This window comes from Streptomyces sp. NPDC014801 (assembly GCF_043082085.1).
GTDB lineage: Bacteria > Actinomycetota > Actinomycetes > Streptomycetales > Streptomycetaceae > Streptomyces.
Map to the genome: position 1 here is coordinate 124198 of NZ_JBIBXG010000008.1, position 24843 is coordinate 149040.

Genomic DNA, 24843 nt, shown 5'->3' on the forward strand with positions numbered 1-24843 from the left:
CTTCAGCGCACCGTGGACAGCGACAGCGCGAACCGTCCCTCGCGGTCGGTCCACCAGTGGGTCAGCTTCAGGCCCTGCGCGGCGAGCTCGTCGCGCACGCCGTCCTCGCGGAACTTCGCCGACACCTCGGTGCGCATCTCCTCGCCCGCGGTGAAGTCCACGGCCAGGTCGAGCGCGGGCACCTTCACGCTCTGCGCGGTGCGGGAGCGCAGCCGCATCTCGATCCACTCGTGCTCCGCGTCCCACACGGCGACGTGGTCGAAGGCGGCCGGGTCGAAGTCGGCGCCCAGCTCGCGGTTGATCACCGTCAGGACGTTCTTGTCGAACGCCGCCGTGACCCCGGCCGCGTCGTCGTAGGCGCGGACGAGGACCCGCTCGTCCTTGACCAGGTCCGTGCCGAGCAGCAGCGCGTCCCCGGGGGAGAGCAGCGCGCGCACCGAGGAGAGGAACGCGGCCCGCTCGGCCGGCAGCAGATTGCCGATGGTGCCGCCGAGGAACGCCACCAGACGGGGTCCCGGCGTGTCCGGCAGCGTGAAGGTGCCGGTGAAGTCGGCGATCAGGGCGTGCACGTCCAGGTCCGGCCGTTCGGCGACGAGCGCCCGCCCGGCCTGGGTGAGCGCGCTCTCGCTCACGTCGACCGGCACGTACGTGCGCAGCGAGGTGAGCGCGTCGATCAGGTACCGCGTCTTCTCCGAGGAGCCGGAGCCCAGTTCGATCAGGGTGCGGGCCCCGGTCGCGGCGGCGATCTCCGCGGAACGGTCGATCAGGATCTCGCGCTCGGCGCGCGTCGGGTAGTACTCCGGCAGCGTGGTGATCCGCTCGAACAGCTCGCTGCCGTGCGCGTCGTAGAACCACTTCGGCGGCAGCGTCTTCGGGGTGGCCGTCAGGCCGGCCAGGACGTCGGCCCGCAGGGCGGCGTCCGTGGCGTCCTCCGGCAGGGTGCGGGTGATCTGGAACGGGCTCACGGTCGGGGCTCCTTGGAAGAGGCGTCCACGGGGTCCTTCAGCTCGGTGAGCAGCACCTCGGTGCGGCTCGCGGTCAGCAGAGTGCGGTCGGGGACCTCGCGCCACAGCGGGTCGTCGTCGTACGGTTCGGAGGCCACCACCGTGCGGCGGCCCGGCTCGGCCAGGTACCACAGGGTGTCGCCCCAGGCGGTCGCGGCGATCGCGTCGCCGTCGGTGAGCAGCAGGTTGAGGCGGGAGCCGGGCGCGGCCGCCGCGGTCTCGGTGACCGTGTCGGCGAGCGCCTGCCCCATCGGGTCGCCGGCCCGCAGCCGGCCAAGGACCAGCGCCCACACCAGCGCGGAGTCGGTGCGCGCCTCCAGCTCCAGCAGGTCCCCGGCCGGCAGGGTGCGCGCGAGCCCGGCGAGCGAGCCCGGCCAGCCGGCGATCGCGCCGTTGTGGCTGAACAGCCACCGCCCGGCGGCGAACGGCGCCGCCGCGGCCTCCGCGTCGGCCCCGGCCAGCGTCGCGTCCCGGACGGCGGCCAGCAGCGCGCGGCTGCGCACCACGCGGGCCAGGTCGGCGAAGGACTGGTCGGCCCAGATCGGCCCGGCCCGGCGGTAGCGCGCCGGCACCGGGTCGCCCTCGGCGTACCAGCCGACGCCGAACCCGTCGGCGTTGACCGTGCCGTACCGCTGGCGGCGGGGCGCCCAGGACTGCCGGTACAGGCCGTGCGGCGGCTCCACCAGGAGCCTGCCGAGCGGTTCCGCGTCGCCGAGGAAGGCGAGGTGACGGCACATCAGCCGGCCTCCACGGAGCGGGCCGTGCGGAACCCGGAGAAGATCTGGCGCCGGATCGGGTAGTCCCAGTTGCGGAAGGTGCCCCGGCAGGCGACCGGGTCCACCGCGAACGAACCGCCGCGCAGCACCTTGTACTCGGGCCCGAAGAACACCTCCGAGTACTCCTTGTACGGGAAGGCCGTGAAGCCCGGGTACGGCAGGAAGTCGCTGGCCGTCCACTCCCACACGTCCCCGATCAGCTGCCGGACGCCGAGCGGCGACTCGCCCTTCGGATAGCTGCCGGCCGGGGCCGGGCGCAGATGGCGCTGGCCGAGGTTGGCGTGCTCGGGCTCGGGGTCGGCGTCACCCCACGGGTAGCGCATCGAGCCGCCGGTCGCCGGGTCGAAGCGGGCCGCCTTCTCCCACTCCGCCTCCGTCGGCAGCCGCCGCCCGGCCCAGCGGGCGTAGGCGTCCGCCTCGTACCAGCACACGTGCAGCACGGGCTCGTCGGGCGGGACGACCTCGGTGACGCCGAAGCGGCGGCGCAGCCACTGCTTGCCGTCGCGGCGCCAGTACAGCGGCGCGTCGATGGAGTGGCGGCGGATGTGGTCGAAGCCCTCCCGGGTCCACCAGCGCGGGTCCTCGTAACCGCCGTCCTCGATGAACGCCTGGTAGGCGCCGTTGGTGACCGGGGTGGTGTCGATCGCGAACGGTGCCACCTCCCGCACGTGCGCGGGCCGTTCGTTGTCCAGCGCCCAGGGCTCGCCGGAGGTGCCCATCGTGAACGGCCCGCCCGGCACGACGACTTCGGCCGGGCCGGTGAACAGCGGCGCCGGCTCCGGGTCCGGGGCGGTGAGCGCCTGCGGCCCGCGGCGCAGCTGATGGGTGATCAGCATGGTCTCGTCGTGCTGCTGTTCGTGCTGGGCGACCATCCCGAAGGCGAAGCCGGCCTCGGTCAGCCGGGTGCCGTCCAGGCGGGCCGACTCCAGCACGTCCAGCACCCGCGTGCGCACCTGGGCGGCGTAGGCACGGGCCTCCTCGGGCGGCAGCAGCGGCAGGGAGGGCCGCTCGGAACGCGGGTGCTCGAAGGCGTCGTACAGTGTGTCGATCTCGGGGCGTATCGCCTCCTGCCCGCCGACCGCGCGCAGCAGCCAGAGCTCCTCCTGGTTGCCGATGTGCGCGAGGTCCCAGACCAGCGGGGACATCAGCGGCGAGTGCTGCGCGGTCAGATCCGGGTCGTCGACGCAGCTGGTGAGCAGGGTGGTGCGGTCGCGGGCGGTGGTGAGCGTGGTGAGGGCCCGCTCGCGGAGCGTCTCGGCGTCCGGGGCCGGCTCGGTCATCGCAGGTCGTCCTTCCCGTGGGCGCGCGCGTCCGCGCCGCGCAGTCGGTCCAGCAGATCGTCGGCGGGGCAGCGGCCCCTGAGCACATGGCGGTCGCGGTACGCCGCGACGGCGTCGGTGACCTCGGTGGTGGCGCCGAGCCGGGGCAGCGCCTCCAGCGCCGCGTCGAAGCAGTCCTCGGCCGCCTGGCGCAGCTCCGGGTCGGTGAGGCCGTCGCGGGCGGCGGCGACCCACAGCGGGTTGTGCGGGGCCGGCTTGCCCAGCGCCCGCTCCGCGAGCGGCTTCACCGTGCGGTACGCCCTCTCCGCGGCCTGCGGGTCGTCGAACAGGGCGGCGGTCACCGCGAGCGGCACGATCCAGCCGTCGTCGCCGGGCTGCGCGTCGATCATCCGCAGCTCCAGGTGGCCGCGCGGCCTGACCGGCGGGAACAGCGTGGTGAGGTGGTAGTCGAGGTCGGCGCGGGTGGGCGGCCTCGGCGAGCGGGTCCACTCCCGGAAGGTGAGCCCCTCGGGCACCTCCCACGGGCCGCCCTCGCGCCGTACGCACATCACCGGCGCGTCCAGCACGTGCCGGGCCCAGGCGGCGCGCGGTTCGACGTCGAGCGCGGGGGCGCCCGCGCGGCCCGGGCCGATCTGTGTCCAGCGCAGCTGCCGGGTGGAGCGCCAGCCGGTGGGCGTGTTCCCGGCCATCGGCGAGTTCGCGAAGGCGGCCACCAGGACCGCGCCGAGGGTGTGCCCGAGCCACCAGCGGCGCCCGTGGCCCAGCGGGCCGGGTTCCTCGTGGCCGGCGTCCACGCAGACCTGGACGGAGGCGGAGGCGCACATCATGGCGCGGCCGGCGGGGCCGGTGCGGTCCAGACAGGCCTCCATCGCCTCGTAGCGCGGTTCGCGCAGGAACCGGCGCGGCAGGCGCCAGGGGTCGTGGCCGATACCGGCCAGGGCCAGGCCGTCGCGGCGCAGCACGGCGCGGACGGCGGCGAGGTCGGCGGAGACGGTGCCGACGCACTCCATCAGGGAGGCGGCGGGCGGCGAGCTCAGCTCCAGCTGGCCGCCGGGCTCGACGGTGAGCGCCGAGCCGAGGGGAACGGTCCGCAGCGCGGCGTAGGCCGCGGCGAGCCGGTCGTCGGTCACGGGGAGCTGCGGCCGCCGCTCCTCCTGGACCAGCCATTCCACTTCCACCCCGAGCCGGCGGGGCGGTCCGGTCTTGAAACAGATGCCCCTGACCAGGGCCTCCACCTCGGCTTCGGTGACCGATGTACGGGGCGTCCGGTGCTCCGTACAGTCACCCGCCGCGGTGGTCGACGAATCGGACATGTCGGGATCCTCCTGAGAGTCCACCATGCCACCGGCCCGGCTCGGGTGGTCCGGGCACGGCACGCTCGTCCCACCCAAGACGCTCGTGCCGCTTCGCACAAGAGTGCCCAGCGGCATGTTCCGGGCTTCGTAAGGTTCCTTTCCCGCGGGTTTTCCCCCGCGTTCCGTGCCCGGGAAAATTCGTTGCGGCGCATCACCAGCATCGCTCAGGATGCGTCCATGAGCACGACGGGGGAGCGCGTGCCCGCGGCGTCGACGGGGGTGACGCCGTGAGCGCGCGGCTGCGCGGCATCGCGCGGGAGACGGAGAAGATCGTCGCGGCCGGCCGGTACGTCCGGGCGGACGGGCGGCCCGTCCCGCTCGCGGAGTGGATCGAGGCCGCCCGCCAGGAGACCCGGATGCTCGGCCCGCAGCCGGTGCCCGTGCCGCCGGCGCCGCCCGTCGACACCCGGATCGAGGTCACCGGCGAGAGCAGCCTCCAGGCGGCAAGCCGCCTCGCGCACCGCCCGGTGGCCGTCCTGAACTTCGCCTCCGCCCGCAATCCGGGCGGCGGCCACCTCAACGGCGCGCAGGCCCAAGAAGAGGCCCTGTGCCGGGCGTCCGCGCTGTACACCTGCCTGCGGCGGGCGCCGGAGTTCTACGACCACCACCGCACCCACCGCGACCCGTTCTACACGGACCGTGTCGTGCACGCCCCGGCCGTGCCCGTCTTCCGCGACGAGCGCGGGCACCTGCTGGACGAGCCCTTCCGGGCCGGTTTCCTGACGGCCGCCGCGCCGAACGCCGGGGTGGTCCTGCGCACCGCCCCCGAGCGCGCCGCCGAGCTGCCGGGTGCCCTGGCCGCGCGGGCCGAGCGGGTGCTGGAGACGGCCGCGGCGCACGGCTACCGGCACCTGGTCCTCGGCGCCTGGGGCTGCGGGGTGTTCCGCAACGACCCGGCTCACGTCGCGGAGGCGTTCCGGGGGCTGCTCGCCCCCGGCGGGCGGTTCGCCGACCGGTTCGCGCACGTGGTCTTCGGGGTGCCGGCCCGCACGGGCGACACCCGTGCGGCCTTCGAGCGGTGCTTCGCCGGGGTCGCCGCTCAGGTCCAGCCGTAGCGCTCCGCCAGGCGCCTGCGGACCAGGTCGAAGCGGCCGCGGTCCAGGGCGCACGCCTCGCGGCGCATGCCCTCCTCGTGCAGGCGCAGCACGCGGTCCACGTCCACCCACGACTCGCGCCCGGAGCGGTCCCACGGCCCGCTGCCGATGGCGACCCACTCCCGGTCGCCGTCGTGGCGCTTGCTCGACAGCTGCACGGCGAGGAAGGTGCCGGCGGCCTCCCGGGCCACGACCAGCACCGGCCGGTCCTTGCCCCGGCCGTCGTTCTCCTCGAAGGGCACCCACGTCCACACGATCTCGCCGGGGTCGGGATCGCCGTCGTGGGCGGGGGAGTACTCGGTGCGCACCGGGCCGACCTCGCGCGGGTCGGCCTCCATGGTGGCCGTCGGGCCGAAGCGGCCGGGAATGTTCTCGTCGGTAAACGCAGTCACGGGGGCACCTTAGAGGCTGCCCCCGTGACTGCGCGATCAGCTCACGCGTCCTGCACGGGCACCTTCTGCGGCGGCTGCGGCCCCGCCCCGTTCAGGGAGGCGCCGTTCGCGTTCGGGGCGCCCGCGTTCATCGACGCGAGCACCTGCCGGGCCAGGCCCAGTCCGGTGCCGCCCATGGTGAGCGCCTTGGCGAACAACTCCGCCATGCCGTCCGCGCCGTTGAGCAGCACCATGTTGTCGACGTTGCCGAAGGCCGAGGCCCCGGCCTGGACGATCTCCGGCCACTTCTCGGCGAGTTGCTGGGCGACGACCGCCTCCTGGTTCTCGGCGAGCGCGGCCGCCCGTGCCTTGATGGCCTCCGCCTCGGCCAGGCCGTGGGCGCGGACCGCCTCGGCCTGCGCGAGGCCCTTGGCCTGGGCGGCGGCCGCCTCGGCCTCACCGGTGGCCCGGGTCGCCGCGGCCGAGGCCTCACCGCGTGTCTTCGTCGCCTCGGCCTCCGCGCCCGCGGCCGCCTTGACCCGGGTCGCCTCGGCCGCCGCGGCCAGTTCCGTCTCCTTGGCCTTGGCCTGCGCCGCCGAGATCCGCGCGTCGCGCTCGGCCTCGGCCAGCGTGCGGGTCTCGTACGCCCGGGCGTCGGCCGGCTTGCGCACATCGGCCTGGAGCTGCTGCTCACGCCGGTGCGCCTCCAGTTCGGCGACCCGGGTCTCCTGCACGACGACCTCCTGCCGGGCCCCGGCCTCGGCGAGCGGCCCGGCCTGGCGCGCCTTCGCGGCCGCCTTGTCCCGCTCGGCCTGGTAGCCGGCCTGGAGGATCTCGCTGTCCCGGGTGGCCTCCGCCATCCGCGCGAAGGACTGCTGCTCGGCCTCGGTGGCCAGCCGGTTGGCCTCGGCCTGCGCGATGCGCGCGTCGCGCTGCACGGCCGCCGCGTGCGGCATCGCCAGGTTCTGGATGTACCCGGTCGGGTCCTCGATCTCGTGGATCTGCAGCGAGTCCACGATCAGGCCCAGTTTCTCCATCTCCGTGCCGCACGCGGCACGCGTCTGACCCGTCAGCTTCTCCCGGTCGCGGATCATGTCCTCGACCGTCAGCCCGCCCACGATGGACCGCAGATGTCCGGCGAAGACGTTGTGCACCCGCTCCGCCATCAGCTTCTGCTGGTCCAGGAAACGGCGGGCCGCGTTCGCGATCGACACGAAGTCGTCGCCCACCTTGAAGATGACCACGCCGCGCACCTTCAGCGGGATGCCCTGGTGCGTCACGCAGTCCACGTGCAGCTCGGTCTCGTTCAGGTCGAGGGAGAGCCGGCGCACCGCCTGCACCCCGGGCAGCACCAGCGTGCCCCGCCCGGTGACGATGCGGAAGCCCATCCCCTCCTCCAGGCCCTCCGTGAGGTGCTTGGAGCCGGAGATGACGAGCGCCTCGTTCGGTTCGGCGACGCGCCACATGAGCTTGAACAGACCGATGAGAAGCAGGACGGCAACGACGACCGTCCCCGCAACGACGCCGACGACCATCGGCATTCGCCCCCTTTGCATGGTGCCCTTTCGGCACCGAACGAAGGGAGTGTGCGCCCGGCGGGGCCACGCGGGAAGACGTCCGGGCATCCTTGTCGCAATCTTGACGCGAACGCCCCTCACCTGCGCCGCGGCGGGCTCAACTGTCGTACGCGGCGGTGACGTAGACGGTCCGCGGCGGCAGGTACTCCACCACCATCACGACCGTGCCGCGCTCGATGCGGTCCGTGCCGGAGGCGGCGTAGGCGAGGAAGTGCTCGGCCCCGCCGCGCACCCGGACGATCACCTCGCCGACCAGTCCCGGCCCGACCGTCCCGGTGACCCGCCCCATGAGCCCGACCATCGACGCATCGTCCATGGTCACAGCGTACGGGCCGGGCCGGGCGCGGCCTACGCCCCGGACGGCCACCGTTCGTGCCAGCGCAGCCGGTCCTCCAGCTGGGCGGCCAGCGACACGAGCAGCGGCTCGGCGTGCGCCGGCCCGAGCAGCTGAGCGCCCACCGGCAGCCCGTCGGCGGTGAACCCGGCGGGCACGTTGACGCCGGGCCAGCCCAGCACGTTCCACGGCCAGGCGTAGGGGCAGGCCGCGATCATCGCCCGGTCGGTGGCGAATCCGCTCAGCTCGTGCAGGGCGCCGATGCGCGGCGGGGGAGCGGCCGTGGTGGGCGCCAGCACCACGTCGTAGGACCGGAAGAAGGCGCCGACACGGCGGTGCAGCACCGCCTCCGCCCGCCGGGCCGCCCGCAGCGGCACGCCGCCGAGCAGCCGGCCCAGCCGGGCCGCGCCCCGGGTGCGGGCGTCGAGCAGGGCGGGGAAGGGCGCCTCGGCGACCCGTTCGGCGATGCCGGCGGTGGCGCGCGGCACGAAGGTCAGCCCAATCGGCCCGTACGGCGGGTCGGCCTCCTCCACCTCGTGCCCCAACGCCGCGAGCGTATCGGCGAGTTCGACGACCCGGGCGCGCACCTCGGGCCGCAGCCGGGCGGGCACGGCGGTGAACGGAGGGCGCAGCGACAGCGCGACGCGCAGCCGCCCCGGGTCGCGGCCCACCGCGTCGGACACGGTGAGCGCGGGCGGCCGGTGCGGGTCGCGGGCGTGGTTGCCGCTCGCCGCGTCCAGCAGCAGCGCGGCGTCGGCGACCGTGCGGGCCAGGGTGCCGTTGACGGTGATGCCCTGGAAGGACTCGCCGCGCGGCCAGGTGGAGATGCGGCCGCGCTGCGGCTTGATGCCGACGAGATGGGTCCACGCGGCCGGGATGCGCACCGAGCCCGCGCCGTCCGAACCGAGCGCGGCCGGCACCAGCCCGGCGGCGACGGCGGCCGCCGATCCGCCCGAGGAGCCGCCCGGGGTGTGCGGCAGGCTCCACGGGTTGCGGGTGGCGCCGAACGCCGGGCCCTCCGTGAACGGCCACTGCCCGAACTCGCAGGTGTTGGTCTTGCCGACGATCACCGCCCCGGCCGCGCGCAGCCGCCGGACCGCCTCCCCGTCCTCGGCGACGGGCGGGAAGTCGCCGCGGCAGCCGAAGGCGGTCGGCTCGCCCGCCACGTCCATGTCGTCCTTGACGGCGACCGGCACTCCGAGCAGCGGCTTGCGCACCCCCGCCGCCAACTCCCGGTCGGCCGCGTCGGCTTCGGCGAGCGCGGCCTTCGCCCGCACGATCCGGAACGCGTTCACGGTCGCCTGGGACGCCTCGATCCGCTCCAGCGTGCGCTCGGCCAGCTCACGCGCGCTCACCTCCCCCGCGGCCAGCGCACGGGCGGTGTCCGCCAGTCCTGCGGAACGGTCGAGCGTCATACGGCGCACCTCCGGGACTCTGTTGTCTACCGAACGGTAACCTGCGGTCCGGGGCGGGGGAACGCCCCCGCGCCGCGCGGGCGGGCCGGGCGGCCTTCCTACGATGGCGGTGTGCGTGCTGTCGGGGGCGGCGGGGGCGGACCCCGCGTCAGGGGGCGGATGTGTACCGGGACCAGGGGCGTCCAGGCGGAGAGGGGACCGGCGGTGGCGGGGCGGTGCCGGCCGCCGCGCCCGAGGGGCTGCGCCGGCGGGTGCTCGGGGCGGCGCGCCGGGCCGCGATGTTCGTCGGGCGGACGCTGTGGAACGAGTTCCGGGGCATCGTGGCCGACCCGGTCCGCCGTCTGTTCGCCCGGGGTCCCGGCGCGCTGCTCCTCGGCTGCCTGGCCTGCGTCGGCGTGATCTTCTTCCACGCGATCGCGCAGCACCCGGCGGGCGCCACCGTCGTCCGGGTCCTCGGCGGGGTGACGGGCGACCTGCCGCTGTGGCTGGCCCTGCTGCGCACCCCGGTGTCGCTGTACGTGCCCGCGCTGGACCTGCCGGTCTGGGCCGGACTCACCCAGCTGTTCCTGGCGTTCGCGCTGGCCGAGCTGGCGCTGGGGCGGGCCCGCACGCTGGCGGTCGCCTACGCGACCACGCTGGCCGGGACGCTCACCGCCCGGGCGATGATCGCCATCGGCCCGGGCTGGTGGGGGCTCGGACTGCCGCCGGAGACCGGCCGGGTGCTCGACACCGGCCCTTCGGCGGCGGTCGTGGGACTGTTCACGTACATGGCGGTGACCCGCCGGGCCCCCGTGCTGTTCACGCTCACCGGCGGATCGATGGTGTGGGAGTCGATCGCCGTGCCCAATCTGGCAGGCCGCGAGCATCTGGTCGCGGTGGGCGCGGCGATCGTCCTGGGCGCGGCGCACGGACGCCTGCGGCGCCCGGCTACTCGTCTCCTGCGTCGGGTGCGGGGACGCGGCCCGGTTCCTGCTCCTCCACGCCGCGCCGCAGGATCGGAGTGATCATGAAGTGGTAGATCGCCGCGCCGAGCACACCGCCGACGAACGGCCCGACGATGGGCACCCACCAGTACAGATCGCCGTACTGATCTCTCCAGGCCGTGCCGTACCCGGTGAGGTAACTCGCCAGCCGCGGACCGAAGTCACGGGCGGGGTTGATCGCGTACCCGGCGTCCGTGCCCCAGGCCATGCCGATCGCCACGACGATCAGGCCGATGATGAACGGCGCCAGGTTGGCGCCTGGCGGAGTGTTGAGCAGGTCGGTGACCGCGAAGATCAGCAGCAGCAGGATCGCGGTGCCGATCACCTGGTCACGCAGGCCACCCCACATGCTCACCGGATTGACACCGTTGCCGGGCAGGGTGGAGAACACGCCCTGCGACTTGATCGTGTGTCCCGGGTCGAACTTGGCCAGCACCTCCGTGTAGTTCCAGCGGACGATCAGTGCGGCGACGAACGCGCCCGCCGTCTGGGCCACCACGTACGGCGCGACCTTGCGCCACGAGAAGCCCTTGAAGCAGGCCAGCGCCACGGTCACGGCCGGATTGAGATGCGCACCGCTGATCCGGGCGGCGACGTACACACCGAGGGTGACGCCGAGACCCCAGGCCCACGCGATGCTGTCGTGAGCTCCTAGTCCGCCGGCCACGACCTGGGCGACCACGCCGAGGCCGAAGAGGAGGAGGACCATCGTGCCGAGGAATTCGGCGATCAGCTCGCCGGCCATTCCTCTGGCGGCCGTCCTGTCTGCCATGAGAGCACCGCCTTCCACCTGCTGAGGGGGATGTGGTGTGACGACGATGGGGGCGTTTTATGTGCGAGCGTAGTGATTTGATGCTGGACGTCCAGAGGCTGAACGTCAACCGGAGGGCCTCGTTCCGCACGCCGCGGCGGCCGGGACCGGGGCCGCACCGCCTACCCTGGGCGCCGTGCTGAACAGCTTCGACGGCGAGGACGACGAGGGTGCCGAGGCCGCGGTCGCCCGGATCACCGGAGCCCGGGTGACCGGGCGGCGGGCCCTCTCCGGGGCCCTCGCCGAGGTCCGCCTGGACGGCGGCCGCGTGGTGATGGTCAAGCGCGGCGACGCGCCCGGCGCGGTCCGCGCGGAGGCGGCCGGACTGCGCTGGCTCGCGGATGCCGGCGCGGTGCGCGTGCCCGCCGTGCACGGCCACGACGAGCGCTGGCTGGTCACCGACCGGGTCCCCGACGGGCCGCCCACCCCCGAGGCGGCGCGGCGTCTGGGCCGCGAGCTGGCCGCCCTGCACGCCGCCGGGGCCCCGGCCTTCGGCGCGGCGCCGCCCGGCGGGCCGCACGACGCCTGGATCGGCCGGGCGCCGATGCGCAACGCCACCGGCGCCGAGTGGCCGCGCTGGTACGCCGAACACCGCGTCCTGCCGTACCTGCGACAGGCCGTCGACCGGGGAACCCTCCGGCCGGCCGAGGCGGCCGTGGTCGAGCGGGTCTGCGCGCACCTGCCCGAGCTGGCCGGACCGGCCGAACCGCCCGCCCGGTTGCACGGCGACCTGTGGAACGGCAACGTGGTGTGGGGCGCCGACGGGCACGCCTGGCTGATCGACCCGGCCGCACACGGCGGGCACCGCGAGACCGATCTCGCGATGCTGCACCTGTTCGGCTGCCCGTACCTGCAGCAGGTGCTGGAGGGCTACCAGGACGCGGCACCGCTCGCCGCGCACTGGCGCGAGCGTATCGCCCTGCACCAGCTGTTCCCGCTGCTGGTGCACGCGGTGCTGTTCGGCCGCGGCTACGCCGAGCAGGCCCTGACCGCAGCCCGGACGGCGCTGCGGGCCTGACCCAAACTGACCCACGGCGTCTGCGCGACGTCGGGGCCACGGCCCGGCACGGCCGGGCGAGAACGACGTCCGAAAACCGCCGGACGGGTCCGGCCGCGCGCCCGACCCTGGGGTGTATGAACGGCATCCGCATCCGGCACCGGGGCCGTGCCCCACAGGTCCATCCGAGCGCGTACGTCGCGCCGACCGCCACCCTCGTCGGTGACGTCCGCGTCGGCCCACGGGCACGGGTGATGTACGGCGCCGTACTGACCGCCGAGGGCGCCTTCGTCGAGGTCGGCGAGGCCACCGTGGTCTGCGAGAACGCCGTGCTGCGGGCCTCCGCCACGGCCGGGGCGCAGCCCGTCGTCCTCGGCGACCACGTCTTCGTGGGCCCGCACGCCACCCTGCTCGGCTGCCGGGCCGAGCGGTGCGCCTACCTGGCGACCGGCGCCACCGTGCTGCAGGAGGCGCGGCTCGGGGCGGGCGCGGTCGTCGCCGTCGGCGCGCTGGTGCACGCCCGCGCCCGGGTGCCGGCCGAGTTCTTCGTACCGCCGCACACCCTCGCCGTCGGTGACCCGGTACGGCTGCTGGCGCCCGGCGACCCGGCCGTGCCGGAGGCGATCGCGGGCGTCGGGTTCGCCCGGACCGCGTTCGGCGTCGACGCCGAGTGGACCGACCGGATCCGCCGCTACGAGCGGATCGCGGAGGTACGGGTCGCCGAGTTCGGCGCGCACGCGGGGGACGGGGCCGACGAGGACGCCGATTTCGGCGCGCACGCGGAGGGCGGGGGCGACGGGAACGCCGCGTCCGGAGCGTACGCGGACGAGGTGGTCGGCGCGGACCCGGACGACGTGGAGGGCAGCGGCACGCCGGGGGACGGCGGAGACGACGCGTGGCGGGGCGACGGGGCACGGTGAGGGGCGACTGCGGCGTGGGGCGGGGCGGGGCGACGGGCCGCCGGGCACCCCGCACGGGGGCACTCCGCGCCGGCCGTCGCGGTGGTGCGGGGCACACATAAGCGACCCCGCGCCCAGTGGCGGCGCGGGGTCGTGGAGGGGAGGCAAGCGGAGCGCTAGGTGCGATCGCCCTTGGGCTTGCCGCGCTGGTCGGGAGTGCCGTGCGGGGGCGGGCTGAAGGGCTGCGGCGAGGTCGCCGGGGACACCGGCGAGCCGGCGCGGCCCGCGCCCTGCTCGGGGCGCAGGGCGCCCGGGTCGCCCGCGGTGGGTTCGGCGCCGGCCCGCAACTGGTCCAGGCGCGACGTGAGGACCTCGGTGATCGGCAGGCGGTCGGCGTGGGTGCGCTCGTAGGCGAGCAGCTCCTCGACCTCCTCGGCGGTCAGCGACCGCACACGGCTCTCCAGGCCGCCGATCGGCAGATGGTCGTAGTCGGGCAGGGGCAGGGTGTCGCGGCCGGGATCGGCCATGGGGACCTCACTTCCCTTCGGACGTGGGCTCGCTCGCGTACGGTCGCTGCGGCCGGCCGGCCGCCCCGCGGGCGCGGGGACGGACGGCTCCGGAGCGGGGCGCGCCTCAGTGGGCGCCCAGACCGCCTCCGCCGAACGAGCCGCTGGTGCCCTTGCCCCAGCGCGGCCGTTCCTGGGACTCGCCCGTCCGGGTGCCGAGATTGCCGAACTCGTGCGGCAGCCGGCGCCGGCCGTCCTGGGGCACTTCCTGGGGTTCCCGGTTCTCCTGGATTCCGCGGACCGCACCCTCGGGTGGCAGGTGCGGCTGCTCCTCGGGACGCGGGGGAGCCGGCTCCCGGCTCTTGAACACGTCGCCGAACCAGAACGCGCCGATCAGGCCACCCACGAGAAAGACCCCGATGATCACGGGACCCAGCACGAGAGCGCCGCTGACGGCGGCCATTTGCATCATTGCGCTGCTCATATCACCTGAATACCCCGCAAACCGTTCCGCTACCAGAGTCATTCGGCCCTGGATTTCCGGGTCTGCGAGCGATTGGCCTTGCGCACCGCCTCGAGCAGCTCGGACTTCGACATCCGGGACCGTCCGCCGACGCCGAGTCGCCGCGCGAGGTCGTACAGGTGGTCCTTGGTGGCCTGCTCGTCGACGCCCTCACCGCTGCGCCCGCCCTGCTGCCGGGGCCGGGCCGACCGCGGGTCCGAGGGGCCCTTGCGGCCGCCCTCCTTGCGCTCCCAGTGGTCGCCGACCTTCTCGTGCGTGTGCTTGAGCGCGCCGTAGGCGACCCGGTGCGCGCGCTCGCCCTCGCCGTACGTCTCGACGGCGGAGTCGTGCGCCTTGATCCAGGTCTCCTGCGCTTCCTGCGAGGAGCGCTCGAGGGTCGACGGCAGCTCCTGTCGTCCGGGCACGTCGCTCACCTCCTCGGGTGTCCCGCCGGGGGTGTACGGGTGCCCGCGCGGCGGGTGCGATAACGCCGGGCCGCGGCCCGGCCGGACCCGGGTTTGGTGCGGGGGGCACCGGCTACCCGGCCCGACGTGACTACGACTACATCCCAACAGGAGCTCATCCGGTTTCTGGAGGACCGCTTCGCTTGCGCCCAGGCGTGCACGCAGTGCGCGCGGGCCTGCGCGCTCCGGGCGAGCCTGGTGGACCCGGGAGGCACCGAGGAGCAGGAACTGGCGCGGCGCAAGGGCATCATGTGCGCCGAGGTGTGCGATGCGACCTGTCGCGTGCTGTCCGAACAGAACAGCGTGGACGAGGCCGGCATCCGCGTACAGGTGGAATGGTGCCGGACCGTGTGTCTGGAGTCGGCCCACGTCTTCGACCGTCATCCGGGCGCCGAGGACACCGCGCAGATGTGCCGGGACTGTGCCCGGGCCTGCTCGGACTTCCTCACGACGCTGACATGACACCGGATCAGGCGGACATGGCGGCGGATCAGGAGGTGCCGCGCACTCCCGACGACTGAGCGCGTTCTACGGTCTCTTCGGTGATTCTCATCCCCCGTGACGGCTGCCGGCCTCGCCCTGGGCCGTGAGGGCGCGGCGCATGTCGATCAGGTGGTGGCGCAGCTCGTGCAGCGTGTGCACGGCGAGCCAGCGCAGGGAGCGCTCCGCGCGCTCGGGGAAGGAGTACACCAGCGTGCGCTCCCAGCCGGCGGGTCCGTGGCGCAGACCGGCGAGGACATCCCCGAACAGCAGGGCGGCGTCCTTGAGTTGGCGCGCCACGTCGGCGGGCCGCTGCCGGGCGTACCCGTCGTGCACCACCCGCTCCTCGCGCCCCATCGACTCGACGACCGGTGTGTCCAGGCGCAGCGCGGCCAGCACCCGTTCCCGCTGGACGAGCAGGACGTCCCGCACATGACAGGCGTACTCCAGCGGTGACCACACGTCCGGCGCCGGCCGGCGCCGCAGCAGTGAGACGTCCGACGTCAGCAGCCGCGCGTAGGCGCCGGCCTCCGCCTCGGCCAGCTCCGGGACACAAGGGGCCAGCCCGAGGTCGTACACGAAGCCGCATTCCGCGCATGTCGTCATGCGGGCACGGTAACAACGCCCCCGCCGGCCCGGGCAGATGCCGTCGCGGCCGAGCGGGGCGCTGTGGCTGTCCGTCCGGCGCGCGAGGTGCCGGTGCGGCGCGGGCTGCCCCGCGCGTACGCCCTCTGGCGCCGCGCGCCCGTGTGTACCCCGTACGCCTCCTCGCTGCCGTACGCCCGGGCCGGTCCGGCGCCGTACAAATCAGGGCGATAGGCCGCCATACTGGGCAAGCCAGGGGAGGGCGGGGCGAAGGGTTACGGGGGCGACGCGGCAGATGGGGGAGAACCGGCTGCTCCAGGGCCGTTACCGGCTGCTCGACCTGATCGGGCGCGGCGGCATGGGCGAGGTGTGGCGGGCCCGCGACGAGTCGCTGGGGCGCCGGGTGGCCGTCAAGTGCCTCAAGCCGCTCGGGCCGCACCCCGAGGAATCCTTCACGCGGGTGCTGCGCGAGCGGTTCCGGCGCGAGGCGCGGGTGGCCGCGGCTCTGCAGCACCGCGGGGTGACGGTGGTGCACGACTTCGGCGAGAGCGACGGCGTGCTGTTCCTGGTGATGGAGTTGCTCGACGGCCGCAACCTCAGCCGGCTGCTGGAGGACAACAAGCATCATCCGCTGTCCGTCCCCGACGTGGTGGACATCGCCGGCCAGGTCGCCGCGGCGCTCGCCTACACCCACGACCAGGGCATCGTGCACCGCGACCTGAAGCCCGCGAACATCGTGCGGCTCACCGACGGCACGGTGAAGATCTGCGACTTCGGCATAGCGCGCCTCGGTCACGGCATCGGATTCACCTCCAAGCTGACCGGCACCGGCGTCGCCATGGGCACCCCGCACTACATGTCGCCGGAGCAGATCGGCGGAGAGGCGGTCGACCGGCGCAGCGACCTGTACTCGCTGGGCTGCGTGCTCTACGAGATCGCCACCGGAGTGCCGCCGTTCGACCTCGACGACCCGTGGGCGGTCCTCGCCGGCCACCGCGACACCCCGCCCCGGCCGCCCAGCGTCCACCGGCCCGGACTCCCCGGCCCGCTGGAGGAGGTCATCCTGGACCTGCTCGCCAAGCGGCCCGAGCAACGCCCGCCGGACGCCCGCGAGGTCGCCCGCCGCCTCACCACGGGCGTCCGCGCGGCCCCGCCGGTGCGGGAGCGGGGGCCGGGCGCCGCGCCCATGCGCGAGGCCCGCCCGGACGCCCCGCCCGTGCGACAGCCCGGCCCCGGCGCCCCGCCCGTGCGGGAGGCCGGCCCCGGCGCCGGCGAGCGTCGCCCGCCGTCCTGGACGCGTGGGGTGACCGCCGGGCAGGAGTCCGCTGGGGCGGGTGACAGGCGGCACGCCACGCCGCCGGATCCGGGTGGCGGCTCAGGGTTCGGCGCGGTGCCGCAGGTCGGGGGCGCCGCGCGGTTCGGCGCGGTCCGGCAGGCCGGCGTCTCCGCCCAGGCCGGGGACGCCGCCCAGGCAGCGGACGCCCCGCAGGCCGGCGCCGACCCCCAGTCCGGGGACGCCTCAAGGATCGGAGCCGTCCGGCACATGGCAGAGGCCCCGCAGACAGGCGAGATTCCCCAGGCGGGGAGCGTTCCGCAGGTCGGGAGCGTCCCCCAGGTCGGGAGCGTCCCGCAGGTCGGGAGCGTCCCGCAGGTCGGGAGGGCCCCGCGGGCCGGAAGCGTTCCCCAGGTCGGGAGCGTCCCGCAGGTCGGCAGGGCCCTGCAGGTCGGCGGCGTCCCGCAGACCGGCGTGGACCCCGCTGTCGTCTCCGCGCTCGCCGAGCGGCATCGCTCCGCGCTGCGGCTCGGTGGGCTGGGCCGCTGGGCCGAGGCCGGGGTCGCGCATCGCGCGCTGGCCGCGGAGCGGGAGCGGCTGCTCGGGCCGGAGCACCCCGACACCCTCGCCAGCCGCTACGAGTACGCCTTCACCCTCTCCCGCACGGGCCGTCCGGCCGAGGCGCTGCGGGAGTACAAGGACGTGGCCGCCGCCCGCACCCGGCTGCTGGGCGCGGACCATCCCGTCACGCTCACCGTGCGGCAGGAGATGGCGTACGTGCTGGGCCAGGTGGGGCGCCACCACGACGCCCACCAGGTGTACGCGGCGGTGCTCGCCGCCCGGGAACGCACCATGGGCGCCGAGCACCCCGACACCCTGCGCTGCCGCCACAACCTCGCGTTCAGCCTCGGCCGGATCGGGCGGGCGGAGGAGTCGTACCGCACGGCCCGCGAGGTGGCCGAGACCCGGGCCCGCGTGCTCGGGCCCGATCACCCGGACACCCTCGTCACCCGGTACGAAGTCGCCTACGCCCTGGGCCAGTTGGGGCGCTGGCCGGAGGCGCTGCGGACGTACCGGGAGGTCGCCGAGGCCCGTGCCCGGGTCCTCGGTCCGGACCACCCCGACACGCTGGCCGCCCGCTACGAGACCGGCATCAGCCTCGGCCGGCTCGGCCGCAGCGCCGAAGCGCTGCGGCTGTACGGCGAGCTGGTCGCGGACCGCACCCGTACCCAGGGCCCCGCCCACCCCGAGACCCTGCGCGCCCGCCACGCCCTGGGCGTCAACCTGGGCCGGCTCGGGCGCTGGGAGGAGGCGCTCGCCGAGGCCCGTGACGTGTGCGCGCTGCGCGAGCGGGTCCTTAGCGCCGGCCACCCCGACACCCTGGCCAGCCACCGGGAGATCGCCGTCGCCCTGGGCCGGCTGGGCCGCTGGGCGGACGCGCTCACCGCGTACCGGCACGTGGCCGGCGCGCGCGAGGCCGCCCTCGGCCCGGACCACCCCGACACCCTCTCCGCCCGCACCGACGTGAGCCACTGCCTCGACCGGCTCGGCCGTCACGCCGAGGCCGCCGCCCTGCGTCCGCGTCGGCGGCGGGAGCGCGACGCCGGGTGAGCCGCGCCGGGTGAGCCGATCCGGGTGAGCCGCGCCGCGTGAGCCGCGCCCGCGCGCCGGCCGGTGCGTGGCTCTGGCGTGGGGTGATCGTCCCGTGTTACCCAGGAGCATGTCTGGAGCGCGCGCACACCGCAGTTTTGACGCCGTCGTCGTCGGTGGGGGACACAACGGGCTGGTCGCCGCCGCCTATCTCGCCCGGGCCGGGCGGTCCGTCCTGGTGCTGGAACGGCTGGCGCACACGGGAGGCGCCGCCGTCTCGACCCGGCCGTTCGCCGGAGTGGACGCGCGGCTGTCGCGCTACTCCTACCTCGTCAGCCTCCTGCCGGACAAGATCGTCCGCGACCTCGGGCTCGACCTGCGGCTGCGGACGCGGACCGTCTCGTCGTACACCCCCGCGGTCCGGGACGGCCGGGCGACCGGGCTGCTCGTCGGCGGGGGAGAGGAGCGCACCCGGGAGGCGTTCGCGCGGCTGACGGGCGGGGAGCGCGAGTACGCGGCCTGGCGGCGGTTCTACGGGATGACCGGCCGGGTCGCCGAGCGGGTCTTCCCGACGCTCACCGAGCCGCTGCCCACCCGGGAGGAGCTGCGCCGCCGGGTGGACGACGCGGATGCCTGGCGGATGCTGTTCGAGGAGCCGATCGGCGTGGCGATCGAGGAGCACTTCGCCGACGACCTGGTGCGCGGCGTCGTGCTCACCGACGCCCTGATCGGCACCTTCGCCGACGCCCACGACCCCTCGCTGAAGCAGAACCGCTGCTTCCTCTACCACGTGATCGGCGGCGGCACCGGCGCCTGGGACGTGCCGGTCGGGGGCATGGGCGCCCTCACCGACGCCCTCGCCGCAGCGGCCCGCGCGGCCGGCGCGGTGCTCGCCACGGGGCACGAGGCGGTCCGGATCGACACCGACGGGCGCAGCGCCGAGATCACCTACCGGACCGCCGACGGCGAGGGCATGGCCGCCGCCCGGCACGTGCTGGTGGGTGCCTCCCCGCAGGCCCTCGCCGAGCTCACCGGCGATGTCCCGCCCGAGCCCGCCGAGGGCGCCCAGCTGAAGGTCAACATGCTGCTCAGGCGGCTGCCGCGGCTGCGCGACGGCGCGGTCGACCCGCGCGAGGCGTTCGCCGGCACCTTCCACATCGCCGAGGGCTACGGCGAACTCGCCGCCGCGCACGCCGAGGCGGCGGCCGGCCGGCTGCCCGCCGCGCCGCCGTCGGAGATCTACTGCCACTCGCTGACCGACCCCTCGATCCTCGCCCCCGAGCTGGTGGCCCAGGGCTACCAGACCCTGACGCTGTTCGGCTTGCACACCCCCGCCCGGCTGTTCGCCCGCGACCACGACGCCGTCCGCGAGCACCTGCTCAAGGCGACCCTTGCCCAGCTCGACGCGCACCTCGCCGAGCCGCTGGCCGACTGCCTCGCCACCGACGCCGACGGCCGCCCCTGCATCGAGGCGAAGACCCCGCTGGACCTGGAGCGCGACCTGCGCCTGCCCGGCGGCAACATCTTCCACCGCGAACTGTCCTGGCCCCACGCCCAGGACGGCACCGGCCGGTGGGGCGTGGAGACCCGGCACGCGAACGTCCTGCTGTGCGGGGCGGGCGCGGTCCGCGGCGGCGGGGTCAGCGGGGTGCCGGGGCACAACGCGGCCATGGCGGTGCTGGAACAGCAGGTGAGTTGAATGGGCCCGGGGTGGGAGGGTACCGGGACGAAACGGTAATAGCGGACATCGCGCCTATCACCTTCCCAAGGAGGCTCCCATGGCGGACCTGAGCCCCATCGACCTGCAGAAGGCGCTCAGCGGGATGGACTACCCCACGGACAAGCAGCACCTCGTGGACGTCGCCCGCAAGAACAAGGCCGACGAGAAGATCGTGAGCCGTCTCGACGGCCTGAAGGAGGATCACTTCGACGGTCCCAACGAGGTGCAGAAGGCCGTCTTCAACTCCTAGCCTCCCGCGTACCCGGTACGCCCCCGGCGCCATAGGCTCGGCGGATGAACAAGATCTCCGCCCGGCTTCGGACAGAGGCCGCCGAGGGCGTACCGGCTCTGTTGTTGCGCCCCTGGGAGCCGCGCGACGCCCCCGGTCTGGTCGAGGTGTTCTCGGACGCGGCGCTGCGCCGCTGGACCTCCGCCGCGGTGCACGACGAGGAGAGCGCGGCCCGCTGGGTGCGCGACCAGCGCGCCGGGTGGGACAGCGGCCGGCGCTACGCCTTCGCCGTCGTCGAGCCCGCCGCGGACGGCGGCGGCACCCTGGTCGGCCACGTCGTGCTGAAGACGCCGGCCGCGACCGCCGAGGTCGGCTACTGGACCGCCGCCCACGCCCGCGGCCGGGCCGTCGCCCCCCCCCGGGCCCTGCGCGCGCTCACCGACTGGGCCTTCACCGAGCTGGGCCTTCAGCGGCTGGACCTGATCCACCGGACGGACAACACGGCGTCCTGCCGCGTGGCGGAGAAGACCGGCTACGCCCTGCACGCCGTCCTGCCCGCCTCGCCGCCCGCCTTCCCGCTGCCGGGCCACCTGCACACCCGCCTACGGCGGCCGGCGGGGTGACCGCCGCCCCCGTGTCCCGGCCCCCGTGTCCCAGCCGCCGCGCCCGCCGCTAGTCCGCCGACGCCGACCAGCCCTTCGCCTCGATGCGCGCGGCGTCCGCGGGCCTGCGTTCGTCGAAGACGGGGCCGGTGGCCGTCTCCACGCGCAGGCCGTCGACGTACGCTCCCCTGCCGACGTAGAGCCGGTCGGTGGTGCTGCGCCAGCGCACGATCAGGGAGCGGGCGGGCGGCAGGGCGGCCGTGAGCCGGTGCCAGACGCGGCCCGACCAGCCGGTCACCGTGCCGGCCGGGTGCTCCTGTGGCCGCTCGCCGGCGGCGGCCGTGACGAACGGCACCGGCTGCCAGGTGGCGCCGCCGTCCGGGGACGCCTCCAGCGCCACCACGTCCGCCTGCGGTTCGGTGTCCCACCACAGCGCACACGTCAGCCGCGCGGCGCCCGCCGACGTGTCCAGCGGCGGCAGCGCGAGGGTGGCCGACGCGGCGCTCGCCATGCCGGAGAACCAGGCGGTACGGCCCTGCCGCGGACGCACGGGCACCGCGCGCGCCAGGTTGTTCCCGGCGGCCACGCGCGGCGCGGAACCGGAGCGCCAGGAGCGCACCGGGTGGACCGAGTTGCCGAGCACGATCAGGAACGAGTCGGTCGTCGGGTCCAGCACCAGCGACGTCCCCGTGAAGCCGGTGTGGCCCGCCGTGCGCGGCGTGGCCATCGCGCCCATGTACCAGTGCTGGTACAGCTCGAAGCCCAGTCCGTGCTCGTCGCCGGGGAAGGCTGTGTTGAAGTCGGTGAACATCAGCTCCACGGACGACGGCCGCAGGATGCGGGCCCGGCCGTAGGAGCCGCCGTTGAGCAGGGTGCGGGCGAGCACGGCCAGGTCCCAGGCGCAGGAGAACACCCCGGCGTGGCCCGCGACGCCGCCGAGCGCGAACGCGTTCTCGTCGTGCACCTCGCCCCACACCAGACCCCGGTCCAGGCCGGACCACGGACGGCGGGCGTCCTCGGTCGCGGCGATCTTCGGCCGCCAGGAGGCGGGCGGGTTGTAGCGGGTGCGGGTCAGGCCGAGCGGGCCGGTGATCTCCTCGTGCAGCAGGGCGTCCAGCGGGCGCCCGGTGATCCGCTCCAGGACGAGCTGCAGCGAGATCATGTTGAGGTCGGAGTAGAGGTAGGCCGTTCCCGGCGGGTTCAGCGGCGCCTCGTCGTAGACCAGCCGCAGCTTCTCCTCGCGCGTCGGCGCGTTGTACAGCGGGATCCAGGCGCGGAAACCCGAGGTGTGCGTCAGCAAGTGACGGATGGTCACGTCCTGTTTGCCGGCGGCCCCGAACTCCGGCACGTAGGAGGCGACCGTCGCCTCCAGCCGCAGCGCGCCGCGCTCGATCTGCTGCACGGCCAGCAGCGAGGTGAACAGCTTCGACACCGACGCCAGGTCGAAGACGGTGTCGGCGGCCATGGGGATCTGCTGCTCGGGCGGGAACTCCACTCCCACGTCGCTCTTCTCGTCGTACGCCCGATAGCGCACCGCCATGCCGATCGGCTCGTGCAGCGCGACCGTGCCGCCGCGCCCGGCGAGCAGGACCGCGCCCGCGTACCAGGGGTGCCGGGGGGAGGGGCCGAGGAAGGCCCGCGCGTCGGTGACGAGTTGGCGCAGGTGTCCGCCGAGCAGTCCGGCGCGCTCCGGTGAGCCGTGCCGCAGGGTCGGCCCGCCGCCGCGCGGCTCGGTGGCCGCCGCCGGGCCGGCCGGGAACGGTACGAAGGTCAGGGCGCCGCCCAGCGCCACCGCCGCCGCACCGAGTTGACGCCGGGTCAGACCGCTCATCGCTTCCTCCCGCACACCGCCTGAAAGTATCTTTCCGTGATCGTGGGGCCGCGTGAAACTTTCCCGTCAGGCCCCGAGGTGTGTCAACGGTGCGGGAGCAGCAGGAAACTGACGGTACGTCAGGCGTGAGCAAGGTGAAGAGCGCGGCCGCGGCAGGTCACGGCACCTGGTCGACTCCGTCCCGGCCGCAGGAGGCGTTCGTGGCGTCGTCGCCGGCATCCGTGACGCCGGTGATCAGCTCGACGCAGCACAGGCCCGCGTGCGGTTCGAGCACCGCGGTGGTGCGGGGGTGCCCGGAGGTGGCGAGGTAGCCGGACAGGAACGCGTGATTCATGCCGCACACCAGCTCCGGCGCCTGGGCGGCCACCGGGTGGAACGGGCAGTTGTGCAGCACGGTACGGCCGCTGCCGTCCTCCCCTGGCTCGAAGCCGAGGGACTCCAGGAAACCCGTGACGTCGCGCCCGCGCGCCTCGGCGCCCAGGGCCGCGCCGCGCTCACCGGCGACCCGCAGCGCGGCGTGGTGCGCGCTCTCGCCCGGCCGCGCGCCGAGCACCGCCTCGGTCAGCAGGGAGGCCAGCAGTTCGTGCCGGCGCGGCGGCAGACTGATCTGCAGGGTCTGCGCGCTGGGCTCGTACACCTTCGGGGCACGGCCCACGCGGCGCGGCCCGTGGCCTCCGTGCCGGGCCTGCAGCAGCCCCGAGTCGACCAGCTTGTCCAGGTGGAACGCGGCCAGCTTGCGGGAGATCCCGACCGCCGCCGACGCCTCCTCGCGGGTCACCGGACGCCGGGCCCGCCGCACGAAGTCGAACAGCCGCCGCCGGGACTCGTCGCCCAGGACGGCGAGCGCGGCCACGGAATCGGCGGTGGCCGGGCCCGGAGCGCCCGCGGCAGGGGAATCGAACGTCACGGCCCCACCGTAACTCCGTCGCGGACCGGTTGGCGCGGGCCCGAGGCGGACGCCGTCACGTCCGGTTGACGCCGGCCTTGACCCGCGAGATGAATAAGACCAACAATCGTTGGTGAAATAACCCGCAGGTGAGGTGCCGTATGACGGTGAACAGTGAGCTTCGTCAGGCCAAGGAACCGGTCAGCGGCGCGCTGGCGGGGCCGTACGGCCACCCCTTCCATCCGATCCTCGTCACGGTGCCCATCGGCGCCTGGGTGAGCAGCCTGGTCTTCGACATCGCCTCCCATGTCGCCGACCGGCCCGCGTTCCTGGTACGGGGCTCCCTGTGGCTGATCGCCATCGGCGTGATCGGCGCACTGGCGGCGGCCTGCGTCGGCTTCCTCGACCTGTTCGCGATCCCCACCGGCACCCCGGCCTTCCGTACTGCACTGGTGCACATGGCGCTCAACCTCGCCGTCACCGCCGCCTACGCGGGCGGCTGGGCGTGGCGGCACGGCACCGGCACCACCGGACAGGAGGGTGTCGGCCCCGGGCAGCTGGCGCTCTCCGCCGTCGCGCTCGCCGCCCTCGGCCTGTCCGGCTACCTCGGCGGAAAGCTCGCCTACCGCTACGGCGTGCGGGTCGCCGACGAGGCCGTGCAGGCCGACGGCTACCGCACCCGTTCCTCGTCCTGACGCACGCACCCTGGAGACCGCCCCATGGACATCGCCGCTCTCGTCGCCTGGATCGTCACCGCCCTCGGCGGTTTCGTCCTCCTCGCCCGCTGGATCGCCCGCGGCGGCCTGCGCCCGGCGCAGCAGGCGGCGCCGACCCGGCTGCCCGCCCCCGTCGTCTTCGGCCACTTCCTGCTCGCGGCGGCCGGGCTGGTGGTGTGGATCGTCTACCTCGCCGCCGACAAGGGCGCGCTGGCCTGGACGTCCTTCGGCCTGCTCGTCGCCGTCGCGCTGCTCGGCTTCACCCTGTTCGGCCGCTGGCTGCCGGTCCACCAGGGCACGGGGGGCGAGACGGCGCCCCCGGAGCGGCACCTGCCCGTCCCCGTGGTCGCCGCCCACGGTGTGCTCGGCGCCACGACCCTGGTGCTGGTGCTGCTCGCGGCCCTGGGCGTCGGCGGCAGCTGACGCCTCCGGCGGCCGGCGCCCGGGAGACGGACCCCGGGCGCCGGCCGCGTCACGGGCACCTCACCGGCGACCGGCCGCGTCACCGCCGTCCTGATCCGTCGCCAGCGTCACCGGCGCCCGACCGGTCCGGTGCCCCGCCC

26 protein-coding genes are annotated in these 24843 nt (G+C 74.9%); 11 read left to right on the forward strand and 15 right to left on the reverse strand.

The window, feature by feature from the left end; translation table 11 throughout:
* Positions 1 to 2: 2 nt before the first annotated feature.
* From egtD to egtA, 4 genes are read right to left on the reverse strand one after another with little or no spacing between them, the layout of a single operon-like run.
* Positions 3 to 965, reverse strand: a complete 963-nt coding sequence (gene egtD, locus ACF1AL_RS20435) for an L-histidine N(alpha)-methyltransferase (protein ID WP_366840311.1) — start codon at positions 963 to 965, stop codon at positions 3 to 5.
* Positions 962 to 1741 carry an ergothioneine biosynthesis protein EgtC gene (gene egtC, locus ACF1AL_RS20440; protein ID WP_366840310.1) on the reverse strand — a complete coding sequence of 260 codons (780 nt, stop codon included), beginning with the start codon at positions 1739 to 1741 and terminating at the stop codon, positions 962 to 964. Before egtC ends, egtD begins: the two co-directional genes overlap by 4 nt.
* Positions 1741 to 3060, reverse strand: a complete 1320-nt coding sequence (egtB, locus tag ACF1AL_RS20445; RefSeq protein ID WP_366840309.1) for an ergothioneine biosynthesis protein EgtB — start codon at positions 3058 to 3060, stop codon at positions 1741 to 1743. The genes egtC and egtB overlap by 1 nt, the downstream gene beginning before the upstream one ends.
* Complete coding sequence (gene egtA / locus ACF1AL_RS20450; protein WP_384207920.1) at positions 3057 to 4373, reverse strand: ergothioneine biosynthesis glutamate--cysteine ligase EgtA; 1317 nt, start codon at positions 4371 to 4373, stop codon at positions 3057 to 3059. The genes egtB and egtA overlap by 4 nt, the downstream gene beginning before the upstream one ends.
* A 269-nt stretch (positions 4374 to 4642) precedes the next feature.
* On the opposite strand from egtA, the gene ACF1AL_RS20455 reads away from it, so the two are divergent.
* Complete coding sequence (locus ACF1AL_RS20455; RefSeq protein ID WP_391826775.1) at positions 4643 to 5470, forward strand: TIGR02452 family protein; 828 nt, start codon at positions 4643 to 4645, stop codon at positions 5468 to 5470.
* Here the strand turns inward: ACF1AL_RS20455 and ACF1AL_RS20460 are convergent.
* The 4 genes from ACF1AL_RS20460 to ACF1AL_RS20475 all read right to left on the reverse strand — a co-directional run bounded on the left by ACF1AL_RS20460 (position 5455) and on the right by ACF1AL_RS20475 (position 9206).
* Positions 5455 to 5901, reverse strand: a complete 447-nt coding sequence (locus ACF1AL_RS20460; RefSeq protein ID WP_366840306.1) for a type II toxin-antitoxin system PemK/MazF family toxin — start codon at positions 5899 to 5901, stop codon at positions 5455 to 5457. The two genes, ACF1AL_RS20455 and ACF1AL_RS20460, sit on opposite strands and share 16 nt — an antisense overlap.
* Before the next feature lie 41 nt (positions 5902 to 5942).
* Positions 5943 to 7421, reverse strand: a complete 1479-nt coding sequence (locus tag ACF1AL_RS20465; RefSeq protein ID WP_391826777.1) for a flotillin family protein — start codon at positions 7419 to 7421, stop codon at positions 5943 to 5945.
* Between the two features lie 133 nt (positions 7422 to 7554).
* Positions 7555 to 7773 (reverse strand): hypothetical protein, encoded by a 219-nt coding sequence (locus tag ACF1AL_RS20470; protein ID WP_384207927.1) that lies wholly within the window; start codon positions 7771 to 7773, stop codon positions 7555 to 7557.
* A 32-nt stretch (positions 7774 to 7805) separates the two neighbouring features.
* Positions 7806 to 9206, reverse strand: coding sequence for an amidase (locus ACF1AL_RS20475; RefSeq protein WP_391826779.1), 1401 nt, complete (start codon positions 9204 to 9206; stop codon positions 7806 to 7808).
* A gap of 278 nt (positions 9207 to 9484) precedes the next feature.
* Between ACF1AL_RS20475 and ACF1AL_RS20480 the strand changes: the two genes are divergently transcribed.
* A complete protein-coding gene (locus ACF1AL_RS20480) occupies positions 9485 to 10210 on the forward strand; it encodes a hypothetical protein (RefSeq protein WP_391826994.1) in 726 nt (241 codons plus the stop codon).
* Here ACF1AL_RS20480 and ACF1AL_RS20485 read toward each other — a convergent pair.
* Positions 10134 to 10961 carry an MIP/aquaporin family protein gene (locus ACF1AL_RS20485; RefSeq protein ID WP_391700010.1) on the reverse strand — a complete coding sequence of 276 codons (828 nt, stop codon included), beginning with the start codon at positions 10959 to 10961 and terminating at the stop codon, positions 10134 to 10136. The two genes, ACF1AL_RS20480 and ACF1AL_RS20485, sit on opposite strands and share 77 nt — an antisense overlap.
* Before the next feature lie 175 nt (positions 10962 to 11136).
* On the opposite strand from ACF1AL_RS20485, the gene ACF1AL_RS20490 reads away from it, so the two are divergent.
* Positions 11137 to 12018 carry a fructosamine kinase family protein gene (locus ACF1AL_RS20490; protein ID WP_391777496.1) on the forward strand — a complete coding sequence of 294 codons (882 nt, stop codon included), beginning with the start codon at positions 11137 to 11139 and terminating at the stop codon, positions 12016 to 12018.
* 116 nt (positions 12019 to 12134) lie between these two features.
* Positions 12135 to 12917: a gamma carbonic anhydrase family protein gene (locus tag ACF1AL_RS20495; protein WP_391777497.1), complete on the forward strand. Its 783-nt coding sequence runs from the start codon at positions 12135 to 12137 to the stop codon at positions 12915 to 12917.
* A 155-nt stretch (positions 12918 to 13072) separates the two neighbouring features.
* On the opposite strand, the gene ACF1AL_RS20500 is transcribed toward ACF1AL_RS20495, so the two are convergent.
* From ACF1AL_RS20500 to ACF1AL_RS20510, 3 genes are all read right to left on the reverse strand, one after another.
* Complete coding sequence (locus ACF1AL_RS20500) at positions 13073 to 13423, reverse strand: hypothetical protein (RefSeq protein ID WP_366840299.1); 351 nt, start codon at positions 13421 to 13423, stop codon at positions 13073 to 13075.
* Positions 13424 to 13529: 106 nt separating this feature from the next.
* Entirely contained in the window at positions 13530 to 13886 is a 357-nt protein-coding gene (locus ACF1AL_RS20505; RefSeq protein ID WP_391659797.1) for a DUF6479 family protein, read from the reverse strand.
* 38 nt (positions 13887 to 13924) lie between these two features.
* Positions 13925 to 14329 (reverse strand): ChaB family protein, encoded by a 405-nt coding sequence (locus ACF1AL_RS20510; RefSeq protein ID WP_391777498.1) that lies wholly within the window; start codon positions 14327 to 14329, stop codon positions 13925 to 13927.
* Between the two features lie 126 nt (positions 14330 to 14455).
* Between ACF1AL_RS20510 and ACF1AL_RS20515 the strand changes: the two genes are divergently transcribed.
* A complete protein-coding gene (locus ACF1AL_RS20515; protein ID WP_366840296.1) occupies positions 14456 to 14830 on the forward strand; it encodes a ferredoxin in 375 nt (124 codons plus the stop codon).
* A gap of 87 nt (positions 14831 to 14917) precedes the next feature.
* Here ACF1AL_RS20515 and ACF1AL_RS20520 read toward each other — a convergent pair whose 3' ends face one another.
* Positions 14918 to 15454 (reverse strand): DinB family protein, encoded by a 537-nt coding sequence (locus tag ACF1AL_RS20520; protein WP_391777499.1) that lies wholly within the window; start codon positions 15452 to 15454, stop codon positions 14918 to 14920.
* A 274-nt stretch (positions 15455 to 15728) separates the two neighbouring features.
* Here ACF1AL_RS20520 and ACF1AL_RS20525 point away from each other — a divergent pair, with 274 nt between their 5' ends.
* The 4 genes from ACF1AL_RS20525 to ACF1AL_RS20540 all read left to right on the forward strand — a co-directional run bounded on the left by ACF1AL_RS20525 (position 15729) and on the right by ACF1AL_RS20540 (position 20868).
* Positions 15729 to 18317: a tetratricopeptide repeat protein gene (locus ACF1AL_RS20525; RefSeq protein WP_391826781.1), complete on the forward strand. Its 2589-nt coding sequence runs from the start codon at positions 15729 to 15731 to the stop codon at positions 18315 to 18317.
* A 109-nt stretch (positions 18318 to 18426) separates the two neighbouring features.
* Entirely contained in the window at positions 18427 to 19995 is a 1569-nt protein-coding gene (locus ACF1AL_RS20530; protein ID WP_391826783.1) for a phytoene desaturase family protein, read from the forward strand.
* Positions 19996 to 20074: 79 nt separating this feature from the next.
* Positions 20075 to 20266 carry a DUF2795 domain-containing protein gene (locus ACF1AL_RS20535; protein ID WP_384207945.1) on the forward strand — a complete coding sequence of 64 codons (192 nt, stop codon included), beginning with the start codon at positions 20075 to 20077 and terminating at the stop codon, positions 20264 to 20266.
* A 44-nt stretch (positions 20267 to 20310) separates the two neighbouring features.
* Positions 20311 to 20868 (forward strand): GNAT family N-acetyltransferase, encoded by a 558-nt coding sequence (locus ACF1AL_RS20540; RefSeq protein ID WP_391826785.1) that lies wholly within the window; start codon positions 20311 to 20313, stop codon positions 20866 to 20868.
* Positions 20869 to 20917: 49 nt separating this feature from the next.
* On the opposite strand, the gene ACF1AL_RS20545 is transcribed toward ACF1AL_RS20540, so the two are convergent.
* Both ACF1AL_RS20545 and ACF1AL_RS20550 read right to left on the reverse strand, forming a co-directional pair.
* Positions 20918 to 22678, reverse strand: a complete 1761-nt coding sequence (locus tag ACF1AL_RS20545) for a serine hydrolase (RefSeq protein ID WP_391826787.1) — start codon at positions 22676 to 22678, stop codon at positions 20918 to 20920.
* Positions 22679 to 22835: 157 nt separating this feature from the next.
* A complete protein-coding gene (locus ACF1AL_RS20550; RefSeq protein WP_391826789.1) occupies positions 22836 to 23585 on the reverse strand; it encodes a helix-turn-helix transcriptional regulator in 750 nt (249 codons plus the stop codon).
* Positions 23586 to 23725: 140 nt separating this feature from the next.
* Between ACF1AL_RS20550 and ACF1AL_RS20555 the strand changes: the two genes are divergently transcribed.
* Both ACF1AL_RS20555 and ACF1AL_RS20560 read left to right on the forward strand, forming a co-directional pair.
* The gene (locus tag ACF1AL_RS20555) at positions 23726 to 24259 is read left to right on the forward strand and encodes a DUF2231 domain-containing protein (protein WP_384207953.1); all 534 of its coding nucleotides are present in this window, start codon (positions 23726 to 23728) and stop codon (positions 24257 to 24259) included.
* A gap of 24 nt (positions 24260 to 24283) precedes the next feature.
* Entirely contained in the window at positions 24284 to 24703 is a 420-nt protein-coding gene (locus tag ACF1AL_RS20560) for a hypothetical protein (RefSeq protein ID WP_391826791.1), read from the forward strand.
* The last annotated feature ends 140 nt before the right edge of the window (positions 24704 to 24843 follow it).

Bases quoted from the DNA above. Each gene is read 5' to 3' on its own strand.
- ACF1AL_RS20505 (WP_391659797.1), bottom strand. From the start codon at position 13,886: ATGAGCAGCGCAATGATGCAAATGGCCGCCGTCAGCGGCGCTCTCGTG.
- ACF1AL_RS20480 (WP_391826994.1), top strand. From the start codon at position 9,485: ATGTTCGTCGGGCGGACGCTGTGGAACGAGTTCCGGGGCATCGTGGCC.
- egtC (WP_366840310.1), bottom strand. From the start codon at position 1,741: ATGTGCCGTCACCTCGCCTTCCTCGGCGACGCGGAACCGCTCGGCAGG.
- ACF1AL_RS20520 (WP_391777499.1), bottom strand. From the start codon at position 15,454: ATGACGACATGCGCGGAATGCGGCTTCGTGTACGACCTCGGGCTGGCC.
- ACF1AL_RS20555 (WP_384207953.1), top strand. From the start codon at position 23,726: ATGACGGTGAACAGTGAGCTTCGTCAGGCCAAGGAACCGGTCAGCGGC.
- ACF1AL_RS20465 (WP_391826777.1), bottom strand. From the start codon at position 7,421: ATGCCGATGGTCGTCGGCGTCGTTGCGGGGACGGTCGTCGTTGCCGTC.
- ACF1AL_RS20495 (WP_391777497.1), top strand. From the start codon at position 12,135: ATGAACGGCATCCGCATCCGGCACCGGGGCCGTGCCCCACAGGTCCAT.
- egtB (WP_366840309.1), bottom strand. From the start codon at position 3,060: ATGACCGAGCCGGCCCCGGACGCCGAGACGCTCCGCGAGCGGGCCCTC.
- ACF1AL_RS20535 (WP_384207945.1), top strand. From the start codon at position 20,075: ATGGCGGACCTGAGCCCCATCGACCTGCAGAAGGCGCTCAGCGGGATG.
- ACF1AL_RS20500 (WP_366840299.1), bottom strand. From the start codon at position 13,423: ATGGCCGATCCCGGCCGCGACACCCTGCCCCTGCCCGACTACGACCAT.
- egtA (WP_384207920.1), bottom strand. From the start codon at position 4,373: ATGTCCGATTCGTCGACCACCGCGGCGGGTGACTGTACGGAGCACCGG.
- ACF1AL_RS20560 (WP_391826791.1), top strand. From the start codon at position 24,284: ATGGACATCGCCGCTCTCGTCGCCTGGATCGTCACCGCCCTCGGCGGT.
- ACF1AL_RS20485 (WP_391700010.1), bottom strand. From the start codon at position 10,961: ATGGCAGACAGGACGGCCGCCAGAGGAATGGCCGGCGAGCTGATCGCC.
- ACF1AL_RS20470 (WP_384207927.1), bottom strand. From the start codon at position 7,773: ATGGACGATGCGTCGATGGTCGGGCTCATGGGGCGGGTCACCGGGACG.
- ACF1AL_RS20475 (WP_391826779.1), bottom strand. From the start codon at position 9,206: ATGACGCTCGACCGTTCCGCAGGACTGGCGGACACCGCCCGTGCGCTG.
- ACF1AL_RS20540 (WP_391826785.1), top strand. From the start codon at position 20,311: ATGAACAAGATCTCCGCCCGGCTTCGGACAGAGGCCGCCGAGGGCGTA.
- ACF1AL_RS20525 (WP_391826781.1), top strand. From the start codon at position 15,729: ATGGGGGAGAACCGGCTGCTCCAGGGCCGTTACCGGCTGCTCGACCTG.
- ACF1AL_RS20545 (WP_391826787.1), bottom strand. From the start codon at position 22,678: ATGAGCGGTCTGACCCGGCGTCAACTCGGTGCGGCGGCGGTGGCGCTG.
- ACF1AL_RS20530 (WP_391826783.1), top strand. From the start codon at position 18,427: ATGTCTGGAGCGCGCGCACACCGCAGTTTTGACGCCGTCGTCGTCGGT.